This window comes from Enterococcus pingfangensis, from assembly GCF_005405205.1.
In the GTDB taxonomy this organism is placed as follows: Bacteria; Bacillota; Bacilli; order Lactobacillales; family Enterococcaceae; genus Enterococcus_A; species Enterococcus_A pingfangensis.
Genome location: NZ_BJDP01000008.1, coordinates 77551 through 103158, shown reverse-complemented (window position 1 = coordinate 103158; position 25608 = coordinate 77551). Strand labels below are relative to the sequence as shown.

20 protein-coding genes are annotated in these 25608 nt (G+C 41.4%); 2 read left to right on the top strand and 18 right to left on the bottom strand.

All coding sequences use genetic code 11. The features are described from left to right. The 4 genes from FFM63_RS06575 to FFM63_RS06560 form a co-directional block, all read right to left on the bottom strand. A complete protein-coding gene (locus FFM63_RS06575; protein ID WP_137609524.1) occupies positions 1 to 333 on the bottom strand; it encodes a DUF1048 domain-containing protein in 333 nt (110 codons plus the stop codon). Between the two features lies 1 nt (position 334). After that, positions 335 to 658 carry a PadR family transcriptional regulator gene (locus FFM63_RS06570; protein ID WP_137609523.1) on the bottom strand — a complete coding sequence of 108 codons (324 nt, stop codon included), beginning with the start codon at positions 656 to 658 and terminating at the stop codon, positions 335 to 337. 290 nt (positions 659 to 948) lie between these two features. Beyond that, entirely contained in the window at positions 949 to 2958 is a 2010-nt protein-coding gene (locus FFM63_RS06565; protein ID WP_137609522.1) for an ABC transporter permease, read from the bottom strand. Further along, positions 2948 to 3715 (bottom strand): ABC transporter ATP-binding protein, encoded by a 768-nt coding sequence (locus FFM63_RS06560; RefSeq protein ID WP_137609521.1) that lies wholly within the window; start codon positions 3713 to 3715, stop codon positions 2948 to 2950. The genes FFM63_RS06565 and FFM63_RS06560 overlap by 11 nt, the downstream gene beginning before the upstream one ends. A gap of 372 nt (positions 3716 to 4087) precedes the next feature. Here FFM63_RS06560 and nrdD point away from each other — a divergent pair, with 372 nt between their 5' ends. Both nrdD and nrdG read left to right on the top strand, forming a co-directional pair. Beyond that, the gene (gene nrdD, locus FFM63_RS06555; protein WP_137609520.1) at positions 4088 to 6280 is read left to right on the top strand and encodes an anaerobic ribonucleoside-triphosphate reductase; all 2193 of its coding nucleotides are present in this window, start codon (positions 4088 to 4090) and stop codon (positions 6278 to 6280) included. 131 nt (positions 6281 to 6411) lie between these two features. Beyond that, positions 6412 to 7014, top strand: coding sequence for an anaerobic ribonucleoside-triphosphate reductase activating protein (nrdG, locus tag FFM63_RS06550; protein WP_137609519.1), 603 nt, complete (start codon positions 6412 to 6414; stop codon positions 7012 to 7014). On the opposite strand, the gene dinB is transcribed toward nrdG, so the two are convergent. From dinB to FFM63_RS06480, 14 genes are all read right to left on the bottom strand, one after another. Next, the gene (dinB, locus tag FFM63_RS06545) at positions 7006 to 8127 is read right to left on the bottom strand and encodes a DNA polymerase IV (RefSeq protein WP_137609518.1); all 1122 of its coding nucleotides are present in this window, start codon (positions 8125 to 8127) and stop codon (positions 7006 to 7008) included. The genes nrdG and dinB overlap by 9 nt on opposite strands. A 393-nt stretch (positions 8128 to 8520) precedes the next feature. After that, entirely contained in the window at positions 8521 to 9051 is a 531-nt protein-coding gene (locus tag FFM63_RS06540; protein ID WP_137609517.1) for a type II toxin-antitoxin system Phd/YefM family antitoxin, read from the bottom strand. Between the two features lie 184 nt (positions 9052 to 9235). Further along, positions 9236 to 10267, bottom strand: coding sequence for a DeoR family transcriptional regulator (locus FFM63_RS06535; protein ID WP_137609516.1), 1032 nt, complete (start codon positions 10265 to 10267; stop codon positions 9236 to 9238). Positions 10268 to 10363: 96 nt separating this feature from the next. Next, the gene (locus FFM63_RS06530; protein ID WP_137609515.1) at positions 10364 to 12466 is read right to left on the bottom strand and encodes a heavy metal translocating P-type ATPase; all 2103 of its coding nucleotides are present in this window, start codon (positions 12464 to 12466) and stop codon (positions 10364 to 10366) included. A gap of 12 nt (positions 12467 to 12478) precedes the next feature. After that, positions 12479 to 14653: a heavy metal translocating P-type ATPase gene (locus tag FFM63_RS06525; RefSeq protein ID WP_137609514.1), complete on the bottom strand. Its 2175-nt coding sequence runs from the start codon at positions 14651 to 14653 to the stop codon at positions 12479 to 12481. Beyond that, on the bottom strand, positions 14654 to 14863 hold the full coding sequence (gene copZ / locus FFM63_RS06520; protein WP_137609513.1) for a copper chaperone CopZ: 210 nt from the start codon (positions 14861 to 14863) through the stop codon (positions 14654 to 14656). It lies immediately after the preceding gene. Positions 14864 to 14963: 100 nt separating this feature from the next. Further along, positions 14964 to 15404, bottom strand: a complete 441-nt coding sequence (locus FFM63_RS06515) for a CopY/TcrY family copper transport repressor (RefSeq protein WP_137609512.1) — start codon at positions 15402 to 15404, stop codon at positions 14964 to 14966. Between the two features lie 237 nt (positions 15405 to 15641). Beyond that, positions 15642 to 17699: a heavy metal translocating P-type ATPase gene (locus FFM63_RS06510; protein WP_137609511.1), complete on the bottom strand. Its 2058-nt coding sequence runs from the start codon at positions 17697 to 17699 to the stop codon at positions 15642 to 15644. Positions 17700 to 17885: 186 nt separating this feature from the next. Then, positions 17886 to 19184 (bottom strand): asparagine--tRNA ligase, encoded by a 1299-nt coding sequence (gene asnS, locus FFM63_RS06505; protein ID WP_137609510.1) that lies wholly within the window; start codon positions 19182 to 19184, stop codon positions 17886 to 17888. A 39-nt stretch (positions 19185 to 19223) separates the two neighbouring features. Continuing rightward, complete coding sequence (locus FFM63_RS06500) at positions 19224 to 20411, bottom strand: pyridoxal phosphate-dependent aminotransferase (protein WP_137609509.1); 1188 nt, start codon at positions 20409 to 20411, stop codon at positions 19224 to 19226. 27 nt (positions 20412 to 20438) lie between these two features. After that, positions 20439 to 20942, bottom strand: a complete 504-nt coding sequence (locus FFM63_RS06495) for a cell wall elongation regulator TseB-like domain-containing protein (protein WP_137609508.1) — start codon at positions 20940 to 20942, stop codon at positions 20439 to 20441. 54 nt (positions 20943 to 20996) lie between these two features. Then, positions 20997 to 23750, bottom strand: a complete 2754-nt coding sequence (locus tag FFM63_RS06490) for a helicase C-terminal domain-containing protein (protein ID WP_137609507.1) — start codon at positions 23748 to 23750, stop codon at positions 20997 to 20999. A gap of 284 nt (positions 23751 to 24034) precedes the next feature. Then, positions 24035 to 24235: a cold-shock protein gene (locus FFM63_RS06485; protein ID WP_010740784.1), complete on the bottom strand. Its 201-nt coding sequence runs from the start codon at positions 24233 to 24235 to the stop codon at positions 24035 to 24037. A 189-nt stretch (positions 24236 to 24424) separates the two neighbouring features. Next, positions 24425 to 25528 (bottom strand): baeRF6 domain-containing protein, encoded by a 1104-nt coding sequence (locus FFM63_RS06480; RefSeq protein ID WP_137609506.1) that lies wholly within the window; start codon positions 25526 to 25528, stop codon positions 24425 to 24427. Positions 25529 to 25608: the final 80 nt, after the last annotated feature.

Here is a 25608-nt window from a genome sequence, read left to right as displayed (position 1 = left end):
TTATTTTTCAATCCTTTCAAATTCATCTTTTAATTTTTTTCGTGTCTTGCTGTACCAAAGAACTTCCGGATATTCAGCCATGATCTCATCAGCAAATTTTACTGGGTCGTTGCCGACAAGCTCATTGATCGAACGTCCTTCTGCAGCCCCATCAGCGAACAATTGCAGCAGATCTTCAAAGATCCCCATAAAATCACTGTTACCGACGAAATTCATCATATAATGATCCAATGCTGTCAACGCTTGTTCATATTCTTTTGGCAACTTCGCTTTTTCTTTTAAATAATCTTTGTATCGCTTTTTCTCAGCTCGCATCTTTTTATACCATTTCATCTTATTTCTCCCCTTTTAACTCTTTCAATCGTTCTTCTAAAAAATTCCACTTTTTCCAAAATTCTTCTAAATACGCTTGCCCCGCTTCATTCAGCGAATAGAATTTACGCGGCGGTCCCAATTCAGATTTACGTTTTTCAACAGCCAGCAATCCTTTTTTCTCCAATCGCAGCAAAACCGTATAAACCGTTCCCTCAACAATATCTTCAAATCCAAGATCGACTAAATAGTTGGTGATCTCATAACCATAAGTCTCTCCTTTGGCGATTTTTTGAAGGACGATCCCTTCCAACACGCCTTTAAGCAGTTCTGTTAATCCTTTCATCACGGTTTCCTTTCTTTCATCCAATTTGATTATGCTATGTATGTAGTTATACTAGGTAGCAAACGAACGATAAAACCTTTGAACAATCATCCATCCACGGTACTCGTTGTTACTAGGTTCTGGTATATAATAATACTATATAGTGGAATGGTCAAGTACTTTGCTTGAATTTTTTTAATATTTCACATCAATAATTTCTAGCTTCTTTGACGATTGTTTTTTCAAATCAGCTATTATATAGAAGCTTTAGCCTAAAAAAACAGCTCACTGGACCAACAATGAGCTGTTTTTTATACTATTTTTTTCTGATAGGCGCAGGCTGCCCAGTAAAACAATGCATAAACAACTAGCATCAAACCGCAGAAAAGATAAACAAAACCATAGTTTGCATTTTTAGCAATATGAGCGATTACTGAAAGTGCCAGCATGCTGTGGATCAGCGCCAAGAGGGCTGGAATAAAAAAGACGACGCGATTTTCGCGTTTGATTTCTTGATAGATTGTTTTGGCTGGAATTCCCATTTGCCGCAACAAGCCATATTGTTTTTTTTTCTGCTTAAATTCTGAGAGCTGGCGCAAGGTCACCATGCTAGCTGTCGTAATAATAAAAGTCGTTGTAACAAAGGTCACTACAAATAAAACTAAACCTACACTACTGCGCGTCGTTCGATACGTTTCTTGATGCGAAGTATACTCCGAACGATAAATCGTCGAATCTGTTTCTTCTCCTTTGCCTTCAACAATTTCACCAATAATCTGCTGATTTTTCCACGCAAGGTTATAATGGATTGGATGATCCCAATTCCCTTCCAAGTTTTTGCGAATCAACTGATTTAACTTATTCTCAAATTGCGGATCTACGTTAATCACTTCAGTCGTATAGGCAAGGCCGACTGTTTGCTCAAACAACTCATCGGAAACAACGATCAGCCCTGTTCCATAACGCAAATTTGTATCCCCGAAAAAATTGGGGGAGATCGCTTGAATCGTTATATTTTGTTCTTTCAAATTGATCGTCTCGCTGTAGCGTGTATAATCGTTCAAATAGCGTTGGTACGAGCTTAAGACAACTGTCGAACGATCGGAATCCAACTGGATATCTTCCAACGTCGGATTGATTTTTTGAAAGGCGCGATAATCTGAAACAGCGATCAGATCCATGACTTCTGGTCCTGAGTTTACCCCTTCGCCACGAATCTCAACGTTTTGTTTTGCCGGTACCGCTTTGAACTGCAAGGTTTGTCGTTGATAGGGAATGGTACTTTGCAATTTTGATGCGAATTTTTCATAACTTTCATGTGTAAGCATCAACGAGGCCGGCGCGATTTCATTTACTGAACGCATCTCTAGTGAAACGAGTGCGACCATTCCGCCTAAGATCGCTAATGCCAAACCTAAAGCAACTGTGATCGAGCCAAAAAAACACCATTCGCTGAATAGCCGTAATTGCCACTCGCTTCTTGACAGCATACCAAGGTTTTTATTCAGCCGTTTAGGTCGATATGAATTGTACCAGCGCAGTGTGAACGCGAAAAAGAGATAGCTGCCGATCACGCACAAACCAAAGATCACGCTCATTAACAATACGGTTCCTTGAAGCAAACCAAACAGATCACTCATTTTGCGGACAAAGAAAGTGTACGCTACGGCCAACGTCCAACCGCTTAGTAAAAATAAAGCCCCCAAGATCCCCAGCATTTTTTGCCACAACGAGATTTTCATCGCTCGAACTTTGCGCAACCGTTGTTTTTTCAGATGTGAAAATTTATAGCCTGATACTAGCCATAAGATTTGAAAAGAGACGGCGACAAGAATGAACAAAACAACTAAGCCCGTTGTGAGGACCGCATCCGGTGAAAAAAAGAAATGGACTTGCAAAGAAAGATCCATCGCTTTGACTAAGATCATGCTGAACAGCTTCGATAATAAGATTCCCAAACCAATTCCGATCCCAAAAGAAAAGATCCCGATAAAAAAAATCTCTGAAATGAACCATAGACAGATTTGATAATAATTCAACCCGTACAAATGGAAGATACTAATATCTTTCCGGCGATTCTCAATGAAAAACCGATTCGTATTCGCCATGAAAAACAGCAGGATCAATACTACCGCAAAACTGCCAAATCCCAGCATCCCGACAAGCTGAGTATTTTTCCCCGCACTGCGGATCAACGGTTGTTCGTAGGTCATAGCGGTGAAAGAATAATAGACCATCACCGCGAAAATCAAACTGAAAAAAAAGATCAAATAATTAGTTAATTGTTTTTTGAATCCGCGCCAAATGATGCTAATCAGCATTGGCCTTTCCACCTCCGCCAATCGTCGCCTGCATATCAATGACTTTTTCAAAAAAAGCTTTCCGTGAAGAGCGGCGAACAACTTCTGAAAAAAAGCGCCCATCTTTGATGAATAATACCCGATTGCAATAACTCGCCGTATACGGATCGTGGGTCACCATCAAGATCGTCATTTCTTCATGGAGATTCACTTCATCCAAATAGTTCAAAAATTCTGTCGCGGCTTTTGAATCCAATGATCCAGTCGGTTCGTCAGCAAACAAAACTAACGGCTGGCTGATCAGCGCGCGAGCTGCCGCAGTCCGCTGCTGCTGCCCGATGGAGATTTCTTCTGGGTAACGTGTCAAAATAGATTCGATCTTTAAAATTTTTGCTAAATGCTGGATCCGTTCTTCGATCTCAGCGTATGAAAGTTTGCTGACGGTTAATGGCAAAATAATATTATCTTTTACCGTCAAACTGTTGATCAAATTGAAATCTTGAAAAATAAAGCCCAGCTTTTCCCGCCGAAAATCGGTTAAATGTTTCTCCCGCATTTGGGTAATGTCTGCTCCGGCAATCTTAACAGCGCCCATCGTCGGCAATAAAATAGTCGAGAGAATATTCATCAAGGTTGTTTTCCCCGCACCGCTTGGACCCATAATGCCGACAAATTCGCCTTTTTCTACTGTAAAATTCAAGTCATTCAAGACCGTGACTTTATTATTGCGTGTGCCAAAACTTTTGCTAAGATGCTGCACATCAATCATTCTTTTCATCTGATCCCTCCTATCCTAATTTGAGCGATTCTTTTTTATTCTCCGCAGAAAATATGAAAAGTCTCGATAAATTCTTTTTTTTAACGTCCTATTTTTTTCTTTTATGGTATCATATAAAAGTTGGATTCTTACGTGAAACGACCTTTAATCAACTTACAATTTTTTCACTTTTTTGAAAAAATATTTTTTAGTTATTTTATCTTGAATAGAAACTTGGTCTCATCGGTTTCTTCTTATTTCTTGTCAAACAAACACACTATATATAGTGTGTTTTTCTATTTATTCAAAAAAATAATACTATATATCGTTGCAACGATATTGGAAATGCTATATGATTGATAGTGAAGTTTAAAGGAAATGGAGTTGTTTGTAATGATGGAAATCCGCACAAAAGATTCATTAATCAGTAAGTATCAGCCGTCGCTAAAAAATATTAAGGTTATCAAACGCGATGGCCGCCGTGCATCATTTGATGATCAAAAAATTTATGACGCCTTGATCAAAGCAGAAACAAAAATCAAGGGATCTGTCGACCCATTGGCTCATGATCGGATCCAGTCGATCGTGGAACGAGTAGATGCTGAAATCTCAGAACGTTTTACTAATGACATCAAAATCTATGAAATCCAAAATATTGTGGAACATATATTATTAGAACACAACGAATATGAATTAGCTGAAGAATACATCAATTATCGGACACGCCGCGACTTTCAACGGAGCAAAGCTACCGATATTAATTTTACGATTGGCAAATTGATCAACAAAGACCAAAGTGTCGTGAATGAAAATGCCAATAAAGACAGCGATGTTTTTAATACACAACGGGATTTAACTGCCGGGATCGTCGGCAAATCAATCGGTTTAAAAATGCTGCCGGCACATGTTGCAAACGCGCATCAAAAAGGCGATATCCATTACCATGATTTGGATTACCATCCATACACACCGATGACTAACTGCTGTTTGATTGACTTCAAAGGCATGTTGAACGACGGCTTCAAAATCGGAAACGCCGAAGTTGAAAGTCCTAAATCGATCCAAACAGCAACGGCTCAAATCTCACAAATCATCGCCAATGTCGCTTCTAGTCAATACGGCGGCTGTTCTTCTGATCGAACGGATGAATTATTAGCGCCTTTTGCCCGCTTGAATTATAAGAAACATTTGAAAGACGCAGAAGAATGGATTGATGATCCCGAAAGACAAAAAGCTTTTGCGAAACAAAAAACACAAAAAGATATTTATGACGCGATGCAAAGTTTAGAATACGAAATTAACACATTGTTTACTTCAAATGGACAAACGCCATTTACTTCATTAGGTTTTGGTCTGGGGACGGATTGGTTTGAACGGGAGATCCAAAAAGCGATCTTACAGATTCGAATCGAAGGCTTAGGCAGTGAAAAACGGACGGCGATCTTCCCTAAATTGATTTTTACTTTACGCCGCGGAACGAACTTAGAACCCACGGATCCGAACTATGATATCAAAGAGTTGGCATTAGAATGTGCAACCAAACGGATGTACCCAGACATCTTGAATTATGATAAATTGATCGAGCTGACCGGCAGTTTCAAAGTACCAATGGGTTGTCGTTCATTCTTGCAAGGCTGGAAAGATGAAAATGGTGAAGAAGTAAATGTTGGCCGGATGAATCTAGGCGTCGTTACGTTGAACTTGCCGCGGATCGCGATGGAATCAGGCGGCGACAAAGATAAATTCTGGTCTTTACTAGAAGAACGGCTGCAAATCGTTAAAGATGCGTTAGTCTTTCGGATTGATCGCTGCAAAGAAGCAACTCCTGCAAATGCGCCGATCCTTTACCAATATGGAGCGTTTGGCAAACGGTTGAAACGAACCGATTCAGTCAATGAATTGTTCAAAAATAAACGCGCAACGATCTCTTTAGGTTATATCGGTCTTTACGAAGTAGCCAGTGTCTTTTACGGCGGAGCATGGGAAGGCAATCCCAAAGCAAAAGAATTCACTTTGGATATCATGAAAGACTTGAAAGAACACGCTGATACTTGGGGAGATGAGTACGGTTATCATTTCAGCGTCTACTCAACACCAAGCGAAAGTTTAACGGATCGCTTCTGTCGTTTAGATACTGAACGTTTCGGCCTTGTCGAAAATATTACCGACAAAGACTATTACACAAATAGTTTCCATTATGACGTGCGGAAAAATCCAACACCTTTTGAGAAGTTGGATTTTGAAAAAGATTATCCCGCATATTGCTCTGGCGGATTCATCCACTATTGCGAATACCCTGTTTTACAACAAAATCCTAAGTCGCTAGAAGCTGTTTGGGATTACGGTTATGATCGGATCGCTTATCTAGGAACGAATACACCGATTGATCATTGCTACAAATGTGGTTTTGAAGGAGATTTCAAACCAACGAAGCGCGGTTTTGAATGTCCACAATGCGGCAATCATGATCCAAAATCTTGCGACGTCGTGAAACGGACTTGCGGCTACTTAGGAAATCCGCAAGCACGTCCTATGGTCCACGGCCGTCACGAAGAAATTGCTTCGCGCGTAAAACACATGAAATAATTAAAAACAATTTGAGCTATAACTCTTAAAAGTAAAACTTGTTAGAAAACCGCTCATTCAGCAAAAAATAATCAGAAATGACAGGGACGGCGCTCTTTGCCGCTCCCTGTTTTACTTGAAAGGTGGAAAACATGCGTAATCCTCAACCAAAAGAATGGCTGGCTAGTGAACTCAGCCAACAATATATCGCTGATTATAAACCCTTTAACTTTGTCGATGGCGAAGGTGTCCGCAACAGCCTATATGTCAGCGGCTGTCCCTTCGCTTGCGAAGGCTGCTTCAACGCCGCGGCGCAAAATTTTCGTTATGGCAAACCGTTTACTCAAGCTTTAGAAGATCAAATCATTGCCGATACCACTCATGATTATGTTCAAGGACTTACTTTTTTAGGCGGCGAACCTTTTTTGAATACTCAAGTTTGTTTGAAAGTAATCGATCGGATTCGCAGCGAATTTGGCGATAGCAAAGATATTTGGTCTTGGAGCGGTTATACGTTTGAAGAATTGTTGTTAGACAGCGACGATAAACTAGAAATGTTGAGCAAAATCGACATCCTCGTTGATGGACGCTTCGAACTCACTCAAAAAAACTTGATGCTGCAATTTCGCGGCAGTGCCAATCAACGGATCATCGACGTCAAAAAATCATTGGCACAAGGTGAAGTCGTAATCTGGGAAAAACTCCACGACTCAGAAAAAGCATTTGAACAAATCAAAAAGAGCGACCTAATTTGATCGCTCTTCCCATAAAGGCAACACAATATTTTCATAGGCGACGGGATCTAGATTGGTCAAGGTGATACCGACCAAGCGGATCCCTTTTTCAATTCCGCCGATTTCTTCCCAGATCAAACTTGCTTGAGAAAACAATTCTTCTTTCTTTTCTATGTAATACGGCAACGTCACTCGGCGGGTCACTGTCGTGTAATCCGCATAACGAATCTTGACTACAACTGTTTTACCATGGCGTTGAACACGTTTTAGTGCTGTTTCGACTTTTTCTGACAACTGCCGCAGCTGGCTCAAAACTTCTTCATCTGTTGATAAGGGGCGGCCATAAGTATGTTCTTTGCCTACTGATTTTCGTTCCCGCGTGATGCTGACTGGCGAATCGTGAATCCCGCGCACCTTCCGATACAAAGAATAACCCATCTTGCCAAACTCTTGGATTAAAAACATTTCACTTTTATCATAGAGATCCGCACCCGTAAAAATACCTAATTCATTCATTTTCGGTACCGTCTTCTTGCCGACACCGTGAAATTTTTCAATCGGCAAACGTTTCAAAAAGATGACCGCCTCATCTGGAGAGATCATTGTCATGCCCTGCGGCTTTTGATAATCGGAAGCCAGCTTAGCCAAAAATTTATTGTAGCTGACACCGGCAGAACAAGTCAATTGCAATTCTTGCCAAATATCTTGCTGGATCAACCGAGCGATCTTAACGGCTGAACGAGCATTGATTTTATTTTCGGTCACATCAAGATAGGCTTCATCGATTGAAACCGGCTCGATCGTCTCTGTATAACGGCTGAAGATCGCCCGAACTTGTTTTGAAACGGCACTATATTTTTCATGATCACCCGGTTTAAAAACTGCCTGCGGACACAATTCGAACGCTTTTTGCGCACTCATCGCTGAGTGGATGCCATAAATTCGCGCCTTGTAATTGGCTGTGGTCACGACCCCTTTGCCGCCAGTATCAGACGGGTGGCGAGCAATCACTAGCGGATGTTTGGCTAACTCCGGATCATCTCGTTCTTCAACGGACGCAAAAAAAGCATCCATATCTATATGGATAATTTTTCGCGAAGTATCATTTTTTAACGGAAAAACCAACTCAGCCATCCTGCCCGCCTCCTTCAAATAATTTTCTATATTCATTATAGCCGAACATCCGTTCACGTACAATTATTCATGTTGAATGTAGAAGGAATTTATGCAGATGATTCTAATTCGCAAGAGGAAACCGGTCGTGTTGATTTCTGACTTACTTGGAGTGAAATTCCCAACAGCTAGTTTATTTTTCTTGAATAATTTTGATTTCGCTAATGTACTTAGATTACGAATTAGAGCTTACAAAAAAAGAAGTTATGACATTTTTTTTGTCATAACTTCTTTTTACAAATAAACGGTGAGAAGTAGTCGCTTCGGAAATCAGCCGAAATTTCACAAAAATTTGAGAAATAATTTTCAAAAATTCCGGCTGATTTATTGAAGCTGCCCACTTCTACTATAACCTCATCGTTCAATCAAATTCACTTTGCGGATCATTATCTTATCCGCGGCCGCGCGTTGAAATTCTTGCGGTTCGCCAAAAATCTCAGCATAGATGACTTTATTATGTTCCCGTCGGCGCAATTGGTAGATGATTTTTCCTGTATCTTCCAATTCTTTCATCATTTCCGTCACGCCGCCGAATCCGGTTTTTTTAGTGATAAAGCCGGTTGCCACCATGCGTTCATCCAAGTAACGCGCTGTGATGACTGAACCTTTTACTAAAGTCGTTCGCAAAGCAGTCGCAAGTTCTTCCAACTCTTCAGGAACGGGCAATTCTCGTTCCACCGGTTGATATAAGGCATCGCGCAGCGTGTCTAATTCTTCAACCAGTGCTTCATATTGTTCTTTAGTCAGCATCACACCAGCGATCTTTTCGCGATTAAAGATATACACGCCAGTCTCTGCTTTACGAGCTTGAGCGAAAACATCCATTGGTGATTTTTTTACTTCAGTGATCGAAGATGTCGGAACATCTAATTTTCGTAATCCCATTCTGCTCTCCTCCTGCTTCTTACTAATGGAATTAGTTTTTCAAACGAAAGAACTCACTCCTGTTTTTATTTGTCTGTCATTTTACTTATTACGCTGAAACTTTAAAAGTTTGGCGAGTAAAAGGCGATCGTTAGTTTAGTCCTCATTATTATAGCATAACCTTTCTTGAAGAAAAATCTTCGCCTTACTTTCCTTCCGTAAAAGACAAAAAAGCCTGATACCGTTCTTGTATCAGCAAGGAGGAGCTTAAATCAGGATTCAGAGCTAGTACGATTTGGCGGCTGGAAGAAAAAATCGTTTCTAATGCGCTAGCTAGTTCATCTAAGCGGCAATTACTCAATAGCGGCATCAGCTGTTTCATTTTTTTACTAAGTATATAAAAATTTTCAGCAGTCGTTTCGACCTGTGACGGGTACATCACTGCAAGCGGCAGTCCTTGATAAATTCCTAAAAACAACTCAAACAATTTCGTTTCAACGATTTTTTTTGTTAATTCTGTCTCCCAATCCGTCATTCGTTCGATGAGGATCAGCGTTTTTCGTATTTCTCGATACAAACCTGTTCGATACACTTGATGACTTCGATAAAAATCAGCACAAAATTGATAATGGTATCGCGTATAATCTAAGAAAAAATACTCTGCTCGTTCAGCAGACAAGCCGAACTTTTTTATGAAGTTTTCAACCATTTTTCGATCAGGAAATAACGCTGGATTTAATAAATCGGAAACAGGCGGACAATACGCTTCCAATTGTTTGTACAGCTCTGCCTCATCAAATTGATAAAAATCACGCAAATACCGCAGCTGTAAATGGATGATCACTGCCGTTTTTCCAATCAAACCGCCTGATTGAAGATTCGTAAAAAGATTCCAGCGGATCAAAGATTGATTTAATTTTTTCAGCTGCGAATCGTTTGCCTCTAGCGTCCCCAAATTCCAAAGGTATTGTCGAAAAAGCTGAAAGCACGGATCTGACAGCAATAGTTTCCGATAGAGTTTCGCGGAGTTTGGTTCATGCTGCCAATTAATCTGCCAATATTTTGCTCTTCGTACATAATTTTTTTGCCGTAGTTCCGTTAGATCGCGGAGGATCGTTTTAGCGCTCACCTTGGTTTGATCCGCCAGTTCACTGACTGAATAACATTCATTTTGCAATAATTCGATCAATCGCAGTTGTCGATGGCATTTTTTTCCAGTCATCGCTTGCCAGATCATTCATTTCACCCACTTCTCGTCTTTTCTTTCAAAATAGCATAAGAGGTGATCAGGGTTTTTCTCAATTTTTTTACATGAAAAAAAACGCCTGAATTCTCAGACGTTTAGAGTCATCGCATTGATTGCTACGATGATTGTACTCAATGACATCAAAATCGCTCCGACAGCTGGACTCAAGAGGATCCCGATAGGTGCTAAGATTCCAGCAGCCAGTGGGATTGCTATAATATTGTACCCTGCTCCCCACCAAAGATTTTGGATCATCTTACTGTGTGTCCGTTTAGCTAACTGAACAAATTTCAGAATGTCTTGCAAGTTGCTGTTGGTCAAGACGACGTCAGCTGAATCGATTGCGATATCGGTTCCGGCACCAATTGCCATTCCGATCGAAGCCCTTGCCAAAGCCGGCGCATCATTGATTCCATCACCGACCATCATAACTTTCTTTCCTTTATCGGTGTAGCGTTTGATGATCTTTTCTTTATCATCCGGCAACAGTTCACTATAAAATTCTTTAATTGCTAAATAATCAGCGACTGCTTTTGCTGCTTCGTTGTTATCTCCCGTCAACATCACCGGCTCGATCCCTGCTGCCCGCAAGTTCTTGATAAAGTCTTGTGCTTGATCTTTTAAAGTATCTCCCATCGCGAAAAAGGCGATCAACTGTTGATCAATCAATAAGAAGGAAATCGTATTGCCTTGTGCTTGATAGTCTTTTAATTTTTCCTGATCAAAATGCAACTGACGTTTTTCGATTTCCTTTTGGTTAGCTAAAACAACCTGGTGACCTTCTACTGTTCCGCTGACCCCAACACCTTTGATTGTTGAAACGTCTTGCGCTTGATACGGTTCGATCGTTTCTGATTTCAAATAATTCATAACGCCGACTGCTAATGGATGATTGGTTTGATTTTCTAAAGCGCCAATATATTTCAACGCCTCTGCTTGACTGATATCCGTCAATACTTCTACACCGGTTACAGTGAATTTGCCTTCAGTCAAGGTTCCCGTTTTATCGAGAAAAACATAATCCAATTGATTTCCTTGTTCTAAAGCTTGCCGACTTTTTAGCAACAAACCATTTTTAGCTGCTAAAGAAGTTGAGCGAGCGATCACTAGCGGAATTGCCAAACCTAATGCATGGGGACAAGCAATTACAAAAACAGTCACCATTCGTTCTAAGGCTTGCGGTAGATCTGCTAAGAACAACCACGTAATGAATGTCAAGATCCCAGCTGATAGCGCGATATAAAACAGCCATTTAGCTACTTTATCCGAGATTGATTCTAATTTTGATTTCTCTTGCTGGGCTTGTTTTACCATCGTCATAACTTTGGCAAGATAACCGTCTGCACCCGTCCCAGTAACTTTTAATTTGATAGTACCGTCGCCGTTGACAGAACCGCCGATGACTGAGTCGCCGATTGTCTTTTGAACCCCTTTTGATTCGCCGGTAACCGCAGACTCGTCTGCGATTGTAGAACCTTCGATAATTTCACCATCAGTCGGCATTTTATCGCCAGCGCGCACGAGCAATTGATCGCCTCGTTGAATCTCTTGTAATTTTACTTTTTTAGTAGTGCCGTCTGCTTCAATCTTATTGACTTCATCCGGCAATAATTCCGCCAACTTTTTCAACGCGTTGCTGGCATTTGAAACAGCATTCATCTCTACCCAATGACCTAACAACATGATTACGATCAAAGTTGCTAATTCCCAGAAGAAATCCATCACGTGTTCATGTGGATTGACTTTATTGGCGACAAATGAATACAGACTGTAGATATATGCGACCGAGATGCCCATAGCGATCAAGGTCATCATCGCGGGGCTCTTCATTTTTAGTTCCATTTTAGCCCCGCTCAAAAACGGCTGCCCGCCGTAGATGAAAAGAATCGTCGCTAAAACTAATACGACCCACTCGGAACCTGGAAAAGTAAATTGGAACGGAAGCTGGATACCCATCATTGGTGAAAGAACGATGATAGGCAGCGACAAAACAAGTGAGAGCCAAAATTTCTGCTTGAAATTTCCCATATGCATCGAATGATCCATCCCACCATGGTCATGATCATGTCCATTCATTTCATGATTCTCATGAGGATCATGTCCACTAGTTGCAGCCGAAGCGTGATCGTGATGTTCATGCTTTGAATGGTCCATCTCCATTGATTCATCCATTTGTTCTCCTTGCTTCATGCTAAACGCCTCCTACAATTTTTTTTGATTCAAGCTGAGCGAATTCAACAATACACTGACGGAACTAAACGCCATCGCGCCGCCGGCAATGATCGGATTCAAAAATCCTAACGCGGCGAATGGAATCCCGATTACATTGTATAAAAATGCCCAGAACAAGTTTTGCTTGATCTTTCTTAATGTCAATTTAGATAAACGGATACTTTTTTCAACGGATAAAAGATCACTGTTCATCAAAGTGATGTCCGCTGTCTCCATCGCGATATCTGTTCCGCTGCCCATCGCAATTCCGATATCCGCCAAAGCGAGTGCGGGAGCATCGTTGATTCCATCACCAACCATCCCTACAGATTCGCCAGCTGTTTGCAGTTGTTTAACAACTTGTGCTTTGTCTTCCGGTAAAACTTCCGCCACGATATCTGCTGCTTGCAGTCCAACTTGTTCACCCATGTACCGCGCCGTCTGGGGATTGTCTCCCGTCAGCATTTTCACTTTGATTCCAAGTTGGTGCAATGCTGTAATCGCCGCTTTAGAAGATGCTTTGACTTGGTCAGTTACTGCGATCATTGCCAAAATTTTAGTTTGGTCGGTCAAAAACATGACTGTTTTGCCTTCTTCTTCTAACGCTACCACACGTTCTTTCGGAAATGAAATTTCCCGCTCTTTTAAACCACGCTTTGAACCAACGAAATAACTTACTCTATCGATTTCTCCAGTAACGCCTTGTCCTGTTAGGCTTTCAAAGTTTTCAACTGGCAAAATGTCTGTCTGGTCTTTTCCGTATTGATAGATTGCTTTGGCTAAAGGATGTTCTGATTGTTGTTCTAAACTAGTTAAATACGCTAATGCTTGCGGATCAAAAGCCTCAAAATCAGCCACTACAGGTTTTCCTTCTGTAATAGTCCCTGTCTTATCTAAAACGACTGTAGTCAAATGTGCGATTTTTTCTAACGCACCGCCGCCTTTGATCAAGATTCCTGACTTTGCGCCCAAACCTGTTCCTACCATAATAGCCGTCGGTGTCGCTAAGCCCAATGCACAAGGACAAGCAATCACTAAAACAGCAACGCTGTGAACAATTGCTTGCTGCCAGTCTTGTGTGACTAAACCAGTCACAAGCAACGTTAATAGGGCGATTCCTAAAACAACGGGAACAAAAATTTTAGAAATTTTATCAGCAATTTGCTGGATCGGAGCTTTTTCGCCTTGAGCATCTTCTACCATGCGAATGATCCGTGAAAGGACCGTCATACTACCGACTTGGGTTGCGGTAAATTGAATGCTCCCAGTCGTATTGACCGTTCCGCCAAAAACTTGATCATCCACTTGTTTATCCACTGGCAAGCTTTCACCTGTCAGCATACTTTCATCGATCGTCGTCTGACCAGCAAAAATCTTTCCGTCGACTGGAATCTGTTCTCCTGGACGAACACGTAAAAGATCGCCGGCTTGTACATCTTCGATCGGTACTTGTTTTTCTTCACCAGCTACGATCCGTGTCGCAGTCTTAGCTTGTAAACTCATTAACTGTTTGATCGCATCACTGGTTTTAGTTTTCGCTTTTTGTTCTAAATATTTACCTAATAAGATCAGCGTAATGATCATACCGCCGCTTTCAAAATACAAGTCTGAATTGTGTGGATTAAAGAACCCATTATACACACTCAGTGCAAAAGCCGCTGTCGTTCCCATTGCGACCAAGACATCCATATTCGGTGCATTGGTTTTTAAAGCGTGATATGCTCCGCGATAAAAACGGCGCCCCACTCCAAATTGAACCGGCGTCGCCAAGATCAGCTGAACTAGCGGTATGTGTAGAAAATGGACCCATTCCGCATGACTGCCTAACAGCATCGCAATCATTGCGATCATCAATGGCGCTGTCAAAACAGCACTCAAGATCAAATCACGTTTCATTTTTGTGAGATAGGCCGCTTTTTCTTGTTCAATCTTTTGCTTATGCTCATCATCAAAAAGAATTGCACCATAACCGATAGATTCCACTCGTTGAATTAAATTTTCCGCGGTAAGACTTTCGTCAAATTGAACAGTCGCCTTTTCGGTAGCTAAATTGACGTTTGCTTCCAGCACACCTTTTGTCGCCTTCAATTCTTTTTCCACACGGGCAGAACAATTGGCACAAGTCATGCCGGTGATCGCAAATGTTTCCACGGTTGCCTCTGCCAATTAGATCACCTCAGTTTCATATCCCGCTGCTGTCACAGCTGCTGCAATTTGATCTGCAGATACTTGTGCTTCGTCAAATTTAACGACGCCTTGATTTTTCTTTAGATCAATTTTCACTTTATTGATTCCCTCTAATTGATTGATCGCTTTTTCCACGGTTGCCACGCAGTGATTACAGCTCATTCCATTGATTGCAAATTGTTTTTTCATTTTTGATTCGCTCCCTATCTTAGATATAATTTTTTTGTTTTAACTAATTCAATTTTTCTAGCCGCTTGATTCTGTAAGAAATCGACGGAATATCTATGTTTTATTTATGATGATTGCATTCGCATTGGCCGGGAATACAGTTGCATTCGATCGTCGCTACAGTCTGTTTGTTGAGCAGCTGTTCTTTGATCAAGTTGACGTCTGCTTCTGTCAGCTCTGCTTCTGCCACTAACTCGGCAATTGTTTCACCGATTCGTTTCGCACAAATATGAGAAAACAAATTTTCTGTTGCACTTTTGACAGTTTCACCTTCACTGATCGCCGGATAATAAATATATTTTTTTCCTGATTGTTCCGTTCGAACAGCTTCTTTCTTTACTAAACGGCCTAATAATGTTTTGATTGTCGCCGCCTTCCAGTCCATCGTCTGACCAAGAATATCCACGATTTCTTGGGCGGTAGTAGACTCCTGTGTCCAGATCACGCGCATGACTTCCCATTCCGAATCACTGATCTTGATTGGCGTATTCGTCATTGTCATAAGTCTCACTCCTTTCGTTTACAATTGTAATCTACTTTTTAAGTTTACAGTTGTAATCGATATTCGTCAACCCTTTTGCTGTTTTTTTTTTAGTTTTTTTGCGGCAGCCACATTATCTGCTGATCTGACTCTGTTTAGCATGCGTTCTTTATTACATTTTTTTGTTAAATAAACTTGATTGCGTTGCAAATTGTACAAAAAAACAGCCTTCAAAAAAGAAGACTGTTTCTTGCGCAACTATTTTATTTTCAAACACCGCATCGCATTCAATACTGCGATCACAGTTACTCCAACATCTGCAAAGACCGCAGCATACATGGTCGCAAATCCTAGTGCGCCTAAAATCAACACTAAAATTTTTACGCCAATCGCAAAAACGATATTTTGTTTGACGATGCCCATAGTCTTACGAGCGATTCGGATTGCTACTGGAATCTTAGCCGGCTGATCATCCATAATCACAACATCCGCCGCTTCGATCGCAGCGTCTGAGCCAAGTCCGCCCATCGCGATCCCGATATCTGATCGTGCTAAGACGGGCGCATCATTCATTCCATCCCCGACAAAGGCCGTTTTGTGTTCGCGTTTCAATTCATCTTCTAAATGATGGACCTTATCTTCTGGCAATAATTCGCTGTACACTTGATCGATCCCGATTTTTTTGCCGATTACATCTGCAATTCCTTGATTGTCACCCGTCAACATCACGGTACGTTTCACGCCAAGTTCTTTGGCTTTTTCCAACGCTGCAGCGACGTTGTCTTTTAATTCATCTGCGATCACTAAATGACCAATGTATTTTCCATCCATTGCGACATAAACGATCGTTCCGATTTGATCGATTACCGGAAAAGAAATCTGAGATTCAGCTAATAATTTTTCGTTTCCTACTAATAAGTGATGCGTTTCGATCATCACTGAAATACCAAAACCGGCGATTTCTTTTAGCTCACTCACTGGCAGTAATGGTCGATCGACATATTTTACGATTGATTGTGCAATTGGATGACTAGAACTTTGTTCAGCACTTGCCACATAGTGTAAAAATAGATTCCGATCGATGGTTGTTTCAACTTGCTGCACTTCAAAGACGCCTTTAGTCAACGTTCCTGTTTTATCAAAGACAAGTGTTTCAACGTTGGCTAGTGTTTCGATATAGTTGCTTCCTTTGATCAAGATGCCAGCTTTGCTGGCACCGCCGATCCCGCCAAAAAAACTCAATGGAACAGAGATAACTAAAGCACATGGACAAGAAATAACTAAGAAAGTCAACGCACGGTAGATCCAATCATAAAAAGGATCACCCGTCACAAGTGGCGGAACAACAGCTAATAAAACTGCCAATCCGACAACGATCGGCGTATAGTAGCGGGCAAAACTAGTGATGAAGTTTTCTGCTGGCGCTTTTTTACTGCTGGCATTTTCAACAAGATCCAAAATCTTGCTGACAGTCGATTCACCAAATGTCGCAGTTACTTCAACCGTTAATTGTCCGCTTTGATTGATAAAGCCGCTAAGGATCTGCTCAGACGGATAAATACTGCGGGGAACCGACTCGCCGGTCAACGCTGACGTATCCAGCATTGAGCTGCCTTTCTTGACGATCCCATCTAGTGGAACTTTTTCTCCCGGTTTGATCAAAATCTGATCACCAACTTTAATCGTTTTCGGTGCTACTTTTTTCACTGTGCCGTCTTGAATCAAATTAGCTGAATCAGGTCGGATCGCTAACAGTGAACTGATTGATTTCCTTGATTTTTCCACAGCATAATCTTGGAAAAATTCACCGACTTGATAAAACAACATGACCGCCACCGCTTCTGGATACTCGCCGATCGCAATCGCGCCGATCGTTGCGATTGCCATTAAAAAGTTTTCATCGAAGATCTCTCCATGGAAAATGTTGGTGGCCGCCGTCTTTAATACGTCATAACCGATCCATAAGTATAAAATCAGATAAGCAACTAACTTCCAAGGCATGGCTAGCGGAAAAATAAGCAAAAGACTTAATCCGACAAGCGCCGCTGCGATCTGAATGATTTTTCCTTTCGAACTTTCTTCGGTTTTCTCAGTCTGGATATTATTTACTTCTACTTCGGGTTCTAATTTATTAATGACTGCTTTTGCCTCTTCACTGACGCGCTCAATCTCTTTTTCAGGTGCGACAATCGTCAGTTTCGTGCTGATGAAATCCACTTGCGCATTTTCAACCCCATTGATTTGTTGGACCGATCGTTCAATTTTAGCGGCGCAATTCGCACAATCCAACCCATCTAATCGATATACTTTTTCCATGAGATTCCCTTCTCTCTTACATATGAATATTTCCTCATGTTTATTATATATGAACGAACACTCATATGTCAATCGAAATGAAAGCTTTTTCAAACAAGAAAACAGCAATTTTTTATGACTAACTATTTGCGCTTGAGCTCAACAAAAAAAGCGTCGAGAATCTCTCGACACTTCATCTTACTTTTATTATGGATAGATTCGATTCAATAAACGTGGGAATGGAATGGCTTCACGCACATGATCGATCCCAGCAATGAACGTGATCGTCCGTTCAAGTCCTAGACCAAAACCGGCATGCGGCACTGTACCATATTTACGCAAATCTAAATACCATGAATATTCTTCTTCACTTAAACCGGCTTCGCGGATCTGTTCTAATAAATAATTATAATCCGTCGCCCGTTCCGAACCGCCAATGATTTCACCATAACCTTCTGGTGCAATCAAGTCAGCGCAGATCACCACATCTTCACGTGTTGGATGTGGTTTCATGTAGAATGGTTTGATCGCTTTTGGATAATTTAAAATGAACACTGGACGATCAAAAGAATTGGCGATAAAGGTTTCATGCGGCGAACCAAAATCATCGCCCCATTCAATATCTTCAAAGCCATTTTTCTTCAACAATTCAACCGCATCATCGTAAGAAATCCGAGGATAAGGAAGTTTTGTGTAATTCTTCAAGACTTCTTTGTCACGACCTAAAACATCTAACGCATAGTCGCAATTCGTTAAGACACTTTGAACTAAATACGCAACGTATTGTTCTTGAACTTCCAAGCTTTCTTCTTGATGCATGAAAGCCATCTCTGGTTCGATCATCCAAAATTCGATCAAATGACGGCGTGTTTTTGATTTCTCGGCTCGGAACGTTGGACCGAATGAGAAAACTTTACCTAACGCCATCGCTGCAGCTTCCATGTATAGCTGTCCGCTTTGAGAAAGGTAGGCTTTTTGGTCAAAATAATTAGTTTCAAATAAATCGCTGGTTCCTTCTGGCGCTGAACCAGTTAAAATCGGCGGATCAACTTTAACAAAGCCGTTGTCATTGAAAAATTCATACGTTGCACGGATTACTTCGTTGCGGATCAACATGATCGCGTGTTGTTGTGATGAACGCAACCACAGATGACGATGATCCATTAAGAAATCGACCCCGTGTTCTTTCGGCGTGATTGGATAATCGTGACTTTCGCCGATCACTTCGATTTCTTTTACGCCTAATTCATAACCGAATTTTGAGCGTGTGTCTTCACGAATTTCACCAGTTACAATGATCGATGTTTCTTGTGTCAATTCTTTGGCTAAATGGAAGACCTCTTCGGGCACTTCACTTTTTACAACGACTGCTTGGAAATAAGCTGTTCCATCACGTAATTGTAAAAAAGAGATCTTTCCGCTTGAACGTTTATTTGCGACCCAAGCGCCGATTTTTACTGTTTCGCCAACATGATTCTTGGCATCGATGATTTGAATTTGTTCCACAAATGTCTCTCCTAACTTTATTTATCCCGAAATGATTTTTTACTGCTTACTATTTTCGATAAAGCGGCGAATCCGTACAACAGCTTCTTCTAAATCCTCCATGCTGGCTGAGTAACTCATCCGGACATTATCAGGAGCGCCAAAACCTTCGCCTGTGACCAGCGCGACGTGTTCTTGTTCCAGCAAATCATTTACCCAAGTCGTCACATTGTCATAACCGCCCATTGCCATCGCTTCCTTGATATTTGGAAACAGATAAAATGCGCCTTGCGGTTTGTTCAATTTGAAACCAGGCACGGCAGCAAGTTTAGGATAGATCGTGTTCAACCGTTCTTCAAATGCTTGACGCATTTTTTCTGCGGTCGCTTGCTCACCGGCTAGAGCTTCTACTGCGGCAGCTTGGCTAACTGATGCCGGATTGCTGGTTGCTTGCGAAGCAATTGAAGTCATTGCGCCGATAATCTCCGCGTTTCCGATCGCATAACCAATTCGCCAGCCTGTCATCGAATACGTCTTTGATACGCCGTTGATAATTACTGTATGGTGGAAAATCTCGTCAGATAGAGAAGCAATATGAGTTGCCTCGTTTCCATTATAAACAAGATGATCATAAATATCATCCGAAACTATCAACAGCTCGTGACGAACTGCCCATTCGCCGATCTCGCGTAATTCGGCTTCTGTGTAGATCATTCCCGTTGGATTCGACGGTGAGTTAATGATCAGTGCTTTCGTCTTTTCAGTCCGCGCGGCTTCAAGCTGATCAAGGGTGATCTTGTAATCATTTTCCTGTGATCCCGTTACAAAAATCGGATTGCCTTGCGCTAGTTTGACTTGTTCGCCGTAGCTGACCCAATAAGGAACTGGGATGATCACTTCATCTCCCGCATCCAAAATCGCTTGAAACAATGTATACAAAGCAAATTTGGCACCACTAGTTACGATAATATTTTTAGGTTCAATCATCAAGCCATAATTTTTCTCAGTAAAACCTGCAATTGCAGCCTTCAATTCCGGTGTTCCGCCAGACGGGGTGTAGAAACTGACCTTGCCGCTTTTGATTCCCTCGATCGCAGCAGATTCGATATTTTCCGGAGTAGTAAAATTCGGCTCTCCGACAGTCAGATTAATGACATCTAATCCTTGAGCTTTCAATTCTTTCGCTTTAGCAGCCGCTGCCAAAGTGACGGACGGTTCTAGGTTTGTTACACGTTGAGATAATTTCATGACTGATAACTCCCTTACCAAGATTTTTTAAATTTTTTTGATGACTTTGATTTCTTCGCCGTCTTTAAATGCCAGCAAATAGTAATGAATCTCGCCTTGCTCATCTTTTGCGGTGATTTCCCAGGCCGTTTGATCCTGATAGATTCCCAGATTGGCTTTTTCAAAAATCAGCTTCGGATGATCACTTTCAAAAAGTTTTTCTACTTGCTGTTCTGTCAGGCCGTCTTTTTGATTTAGAACACGGACTTTTTCCCCAGATTTCGGAACAATCGCAATGATCGCTTCGCCAGTGTTGTTTTCACCAGTGACTGTAAAATAAGTCTTTTCGCGATTGAACCAATAAAATTGATCCACCGTTTTTAAGTCAGCATATTTCTCTGCCATTTGGACAGCTTCTTTTTTGGCTTGCTGCATCGGACGATTTGAACGAATAAAAATCATAGTAGCTCCTACAATAATGATCAATAAAAAAGTCACGATTCCTAACAGCCAACGGTTGAGTTTTTGTTGTCCTGCACTATTCGTATCCAAGATCATCCTCCTTCCAGACAAGCTACATTATACCAAAATAAGGGCTTCCCCTCATTAATTCTCTTCATTTTTGTCAGAATTTAAAAATTGATCGGTCTCCACCAAAATTTCCGCTAACGGCAATTGTTTGATCGGCAATTCCTTTGGCAATGCTTTGCGCAATTTTTCACCGTATTTGGCAGTGATAAAACGCTGATCTAATAACAGCATCACGCCTTTGTCTTCTTCCGAACGAATCAGACGACCTAGCGCTTGACGCAACCGCAGTGACGCATGTGGGACTGCTTCTTGATAAAAAGGATTGATCCCCGCCGCTGCTAGAAAATCATTGCGGGCTTTGACTTGTAGCCGCTTTGGATTTTCAAACGGCAGCCGTGTCACAATCAAGATTTGCAGAATGTCACCCGGTAAATCGATGCCTTCCCAAAAACTATCCGCTCCAAATAATAATGCATCTTTTGAGAGCAAAAAGCGTTTCAACAGTTTCTCGCGACTGCCGCCGATACCTTGGGCCAAGAGATCTCTGCCTTCATTTAGCAATGGGACGCGGACTCGCTGATACACGCGGTTCAAGATATCGTGAGAAGTGAACAGCACTAGAATCGGCCGCTGTTGACTTTTCGCCATTTGATGAACAACATTTGCCACATATTGTGCGTATTGATCAGGCGATGATGTCTGGATACTGATGCCTTCAGTCGGCAGATAGACCCTTGCTTGGCGAGCATAATCATACGGACTGCTGATGATTTTCAGTGCTGTCTCAGGAATCCCCCAGCGTTTCGCAAAATAATGCCGATCACCGCCGATTTTTAACGTACCGCCTAAATAAAGAATCTGCTGGTAGCGTTCGTACCATTTTGTCTCGCTGATCATCGATGCTTCCAAATCTTGGACCTTGAACGTTTTACGGCTCGCATTGAACCAATGAACATAACGAGCCTCCCATTTTTCGCTGAAAGTTTCAAAGGCTGTCTTTTGTTGAGTCAAACTGTCGAATAATGCTTGCAACTCGCTCCACTCGGCTTGCTCTTTGATAGTAAAAGTTTCTTTATACAGCTTAAAATAGGCTTGCAACTGATCGCCTAGCGTCAACGCGTCCTGATACAAAAGTTCAACTCGCTTCAAGAGTTGTTCGCCGGCTGGAGACAGCTGGTCGATCAGTTCTTTTGTGATCAAACGCTCTTCTTGAGCAGGGAACTCCGCTTTGAAAATCTGATAAAAGTCGATCAAATCTTCATTTAATTCCTGCAAGACATCTTGAAGGATCTCTAGCATATGCTGCGTCTGCTGATCTTTTTGGACCAATAGCTGCCAAACAGAAAACTGCTGATCGTCCCACAAATGATTGAACATCCGCTGGACTACGATAAAATTGAACTGCTGAGTACTATTTTTTTCCAATACATGATTCAAATGATGCGCTTCGTCGATGATCAAATACGGACTCTTCGGCAATTGCGGCTCTTTGCGCTGATCTTCTTGCGCTAAATACGCATGATTGGTGATGATCAAATTACTTTGCGCCAACTTTTCTTGACGATGGCGAATAAAATCGGCCGAATAAAATGGACTGTTGGGATTTAATGTATGCACGCCTAAATGCGCGACCTCTTGCCAAAATGGATGCTTCAAGCTCGTCATGTTCAGTTCATCAAAATCGCCCGTTTCTGTCTGTGTCAGCCAAACTAACAGCGCCATCTGGTAAAAGGTGTATTGTTTTTGTTCTGATTTTTTTTCGAAACTTTGATAAAAGCGATCCAAATCGAGATAATGGCGGCTACTCTTCATTACTACCGCCTGCAGCGGCTGATCCAGCAAACGATTGATCAACGGCAGATCGTGTTTCAAGATCTGTTCTTGCAGCAATAATGACACGGTACTGATCACTAGCGGTTTTTCCGGTGTCGCTAAATAACTCAGCGGCAACAAATATCCCAGTGTCTTTCCAATCCCAGTGGCAGCTTCCACTAACACATTTTTGTCTTCTTTTTTATTAAAAAAATCGTACACTAAATTCATCAACCGCGCTTGTTCTTTGCGAAAATCCAATTCACCGCGATAAACTTTTTCCTTATCCTTACGAGAACGCGGGTACGCCTTTTTACCAAAATAAATTTCCGCAAAAAGCGGGACACTTTTTTTGCGCAGAGCTAAGCCGTGAATAATAACTAAATCTTTTGATAATGGCTTAGGATCTGCTTGCATATTCGTCAAACACTCTTCTAAATAGGCTTTCGTTTGATAAGCCATTTGATCAGCGGCGGTAATGATCTTTTCTAGCGTAATGATCGGCAGTTCTTTTATCTTCGCTTCTAAATGCAATAAAAGCTGCGCGGTAACATCCGCATCACTATCGGCTTGGTGGGGATTTTCATGCTTCAAGTGCAGTTCTTGTGCCAAATCTTTTAGGCGAAAACTCAAAGAAGTCGGCATAAATACTTGAGCCAACTCTACGGTATCAATCCCTGGGATCGTTAACGGCGTCATGCCGCACCGCTCTAATTCATTGCTTAAAAAAGGATAGTCAAAATGAATATTATGGGCCACAAAGACCGTATCTGCTAATAAATTAGTAATGGTTTGAGCCACATCTTCAAAATAAGGGGCTTTTTTGATCCGCTGATTGGTGATCCCGGTCAGTGTTTGGATCTGTGCGGGAATATGTTGATCGGGATTGATATCTGTTGAAAAATGTGTCACGATTTTTCCATCTTCGATCAGTGCACAGCCGAATTGGATGATCCGATCCGTCTTGGGATCTGTCCCAGTCGTTTCGATATCCACGACTGCATAGCTTTTTTTCACATTTGCCCCTCCTTCCTCAAACTAGTAAATTTTCTGTTTCAATCGTTTTATAAATCGTCAGCTTTGCCAAGTAATCAAATGACCACTGGTAGTTAGATTCAAGATTTTTGTTAACAGGATAGTTGCATCGACTCGCTGAAAAAGCGGGCGATCGTTTGTCAGCTTCCTCACGCATTATATCTGAATAGTACCACTTTCTACAAGAAAGTTCTTTAGTTAAAGCGATTCCAATTATAAAACAAAAAAAGCCAGATGCTTGCGCATCTGGCTTATAAGTCTACTAATTAAGCTTTGTTAACGTTTGTAGCTTGAGGTCCACGTTGGCCGTCTTCTACGTCGAAAGTCACTGCTTGACCTTCTTCTAAAGTTTTGAAGCCGTCGCCTTGGATAGCTGAGAAATGTACGAATACGTCATTTCCGTTTTCAGCAGTGATAAATCCGTAGCCTTTTTCTGAGTTGAACCATTTTACTGTACCTTGTTCCATGTTAAACATCCTCCTAGGATAAAAATTAGTTTGTAATTACTTGAATGGTGAAATAGGAAAGATGTTGTCTGAAACAAACTTGCCAATATTACCGTACAAAAACTACAATTAGAAGTATAACACATATTAAGCGATAACACTAGCTCATCGCTTAATATTTTTTATTGATCAATCTGAACGAGTTAACTATCAGTACCGCAAGATCGCTAATAAACTCTTCTCATCCGGCGCATCTTTTTGATCCAACACAAAGACTTGCCCGCCATTTTTAATCACATTGTCGGCGATCTCGTTCAAAACTTGGCGCCGATCATACTCTACGACTGGATCTTCTCCGAATCCGTTGACCAGATTTGACGTTGCGATAAACAGATGGGAAACCTTGCCTTCTTTTGCGGCAGGTACGATATCCACCAGTTGATCAACAAATTTTCGATCGGCTAATTTTTGATACGACTGTGTTTCTGACGCTGCTAATTGGTCAGAAATCTTTTGGATCTCTTGTTTGATCTCATTGAGATTTGCTTGGGCTGGTGAGCCGCTGAGTGCTGCTTTATCTGAATAATAGGGATTCTTTGCGATCTTTTTGAATTGCGTTTGATTTTCCGGCAAAGCAAAAAGATATACTGGTAATTGATCCGGATTATCTAATTCTTTTAAGAAATTGTCGACGGCTTGATAATAATTCACCCAGTCGATTTCAACTTCTTCATCTTTTGTATTTACTCCGTGAAAACTGCCGACTTCGCCGCCGCGGGCCGAAACATTCAGATTCCCACCGGTCAATTCGTCACCAAGAGCTGTCACGATGTCTTTAGGTGCATCTGCTGGAAGTTCGATCGCAGTAACTTCTTTGTTGCGAACAGCGTAAAGTTTCATCGAATCGCGATTCAACCCCATCAAGTAATACGAATAGTTAAACTGCATATTCTTGATGATTGCCAATAGATACGGCAAGTCGCTGACATAATATTGGTCATCGACTGGGATAGTTAAACGATGAACGTATATTTCATCTGCGGTCAAGATCACCGCAACACTTTTTGTTCCGTTGCGCCAAAAATCACCATCTGCTAATAATTGATCGATTTTTACTTGGAATGGTTCAAAGCTGTGATCAGTGTACTTTTTGTCAAAGCGTTGTTTCGCTTCTTTAGCAAAGTTTTTAAACATGATTTGGTCTTTTTCAACAGCTTGATGCCCATGATGTGTATTCAACATAAATGTGATAAATGGACCGTTTGCTTCTTCTGAAGTCAATTCAGTTAGTAACTTTTTACTGATATTTGCCATAAATGTACCCTCCTATTTAGATCTTCCAATTTAAGTGTAACATAGCTCGTAAATTCCCCGAAACAAAATGCAACCCTTAC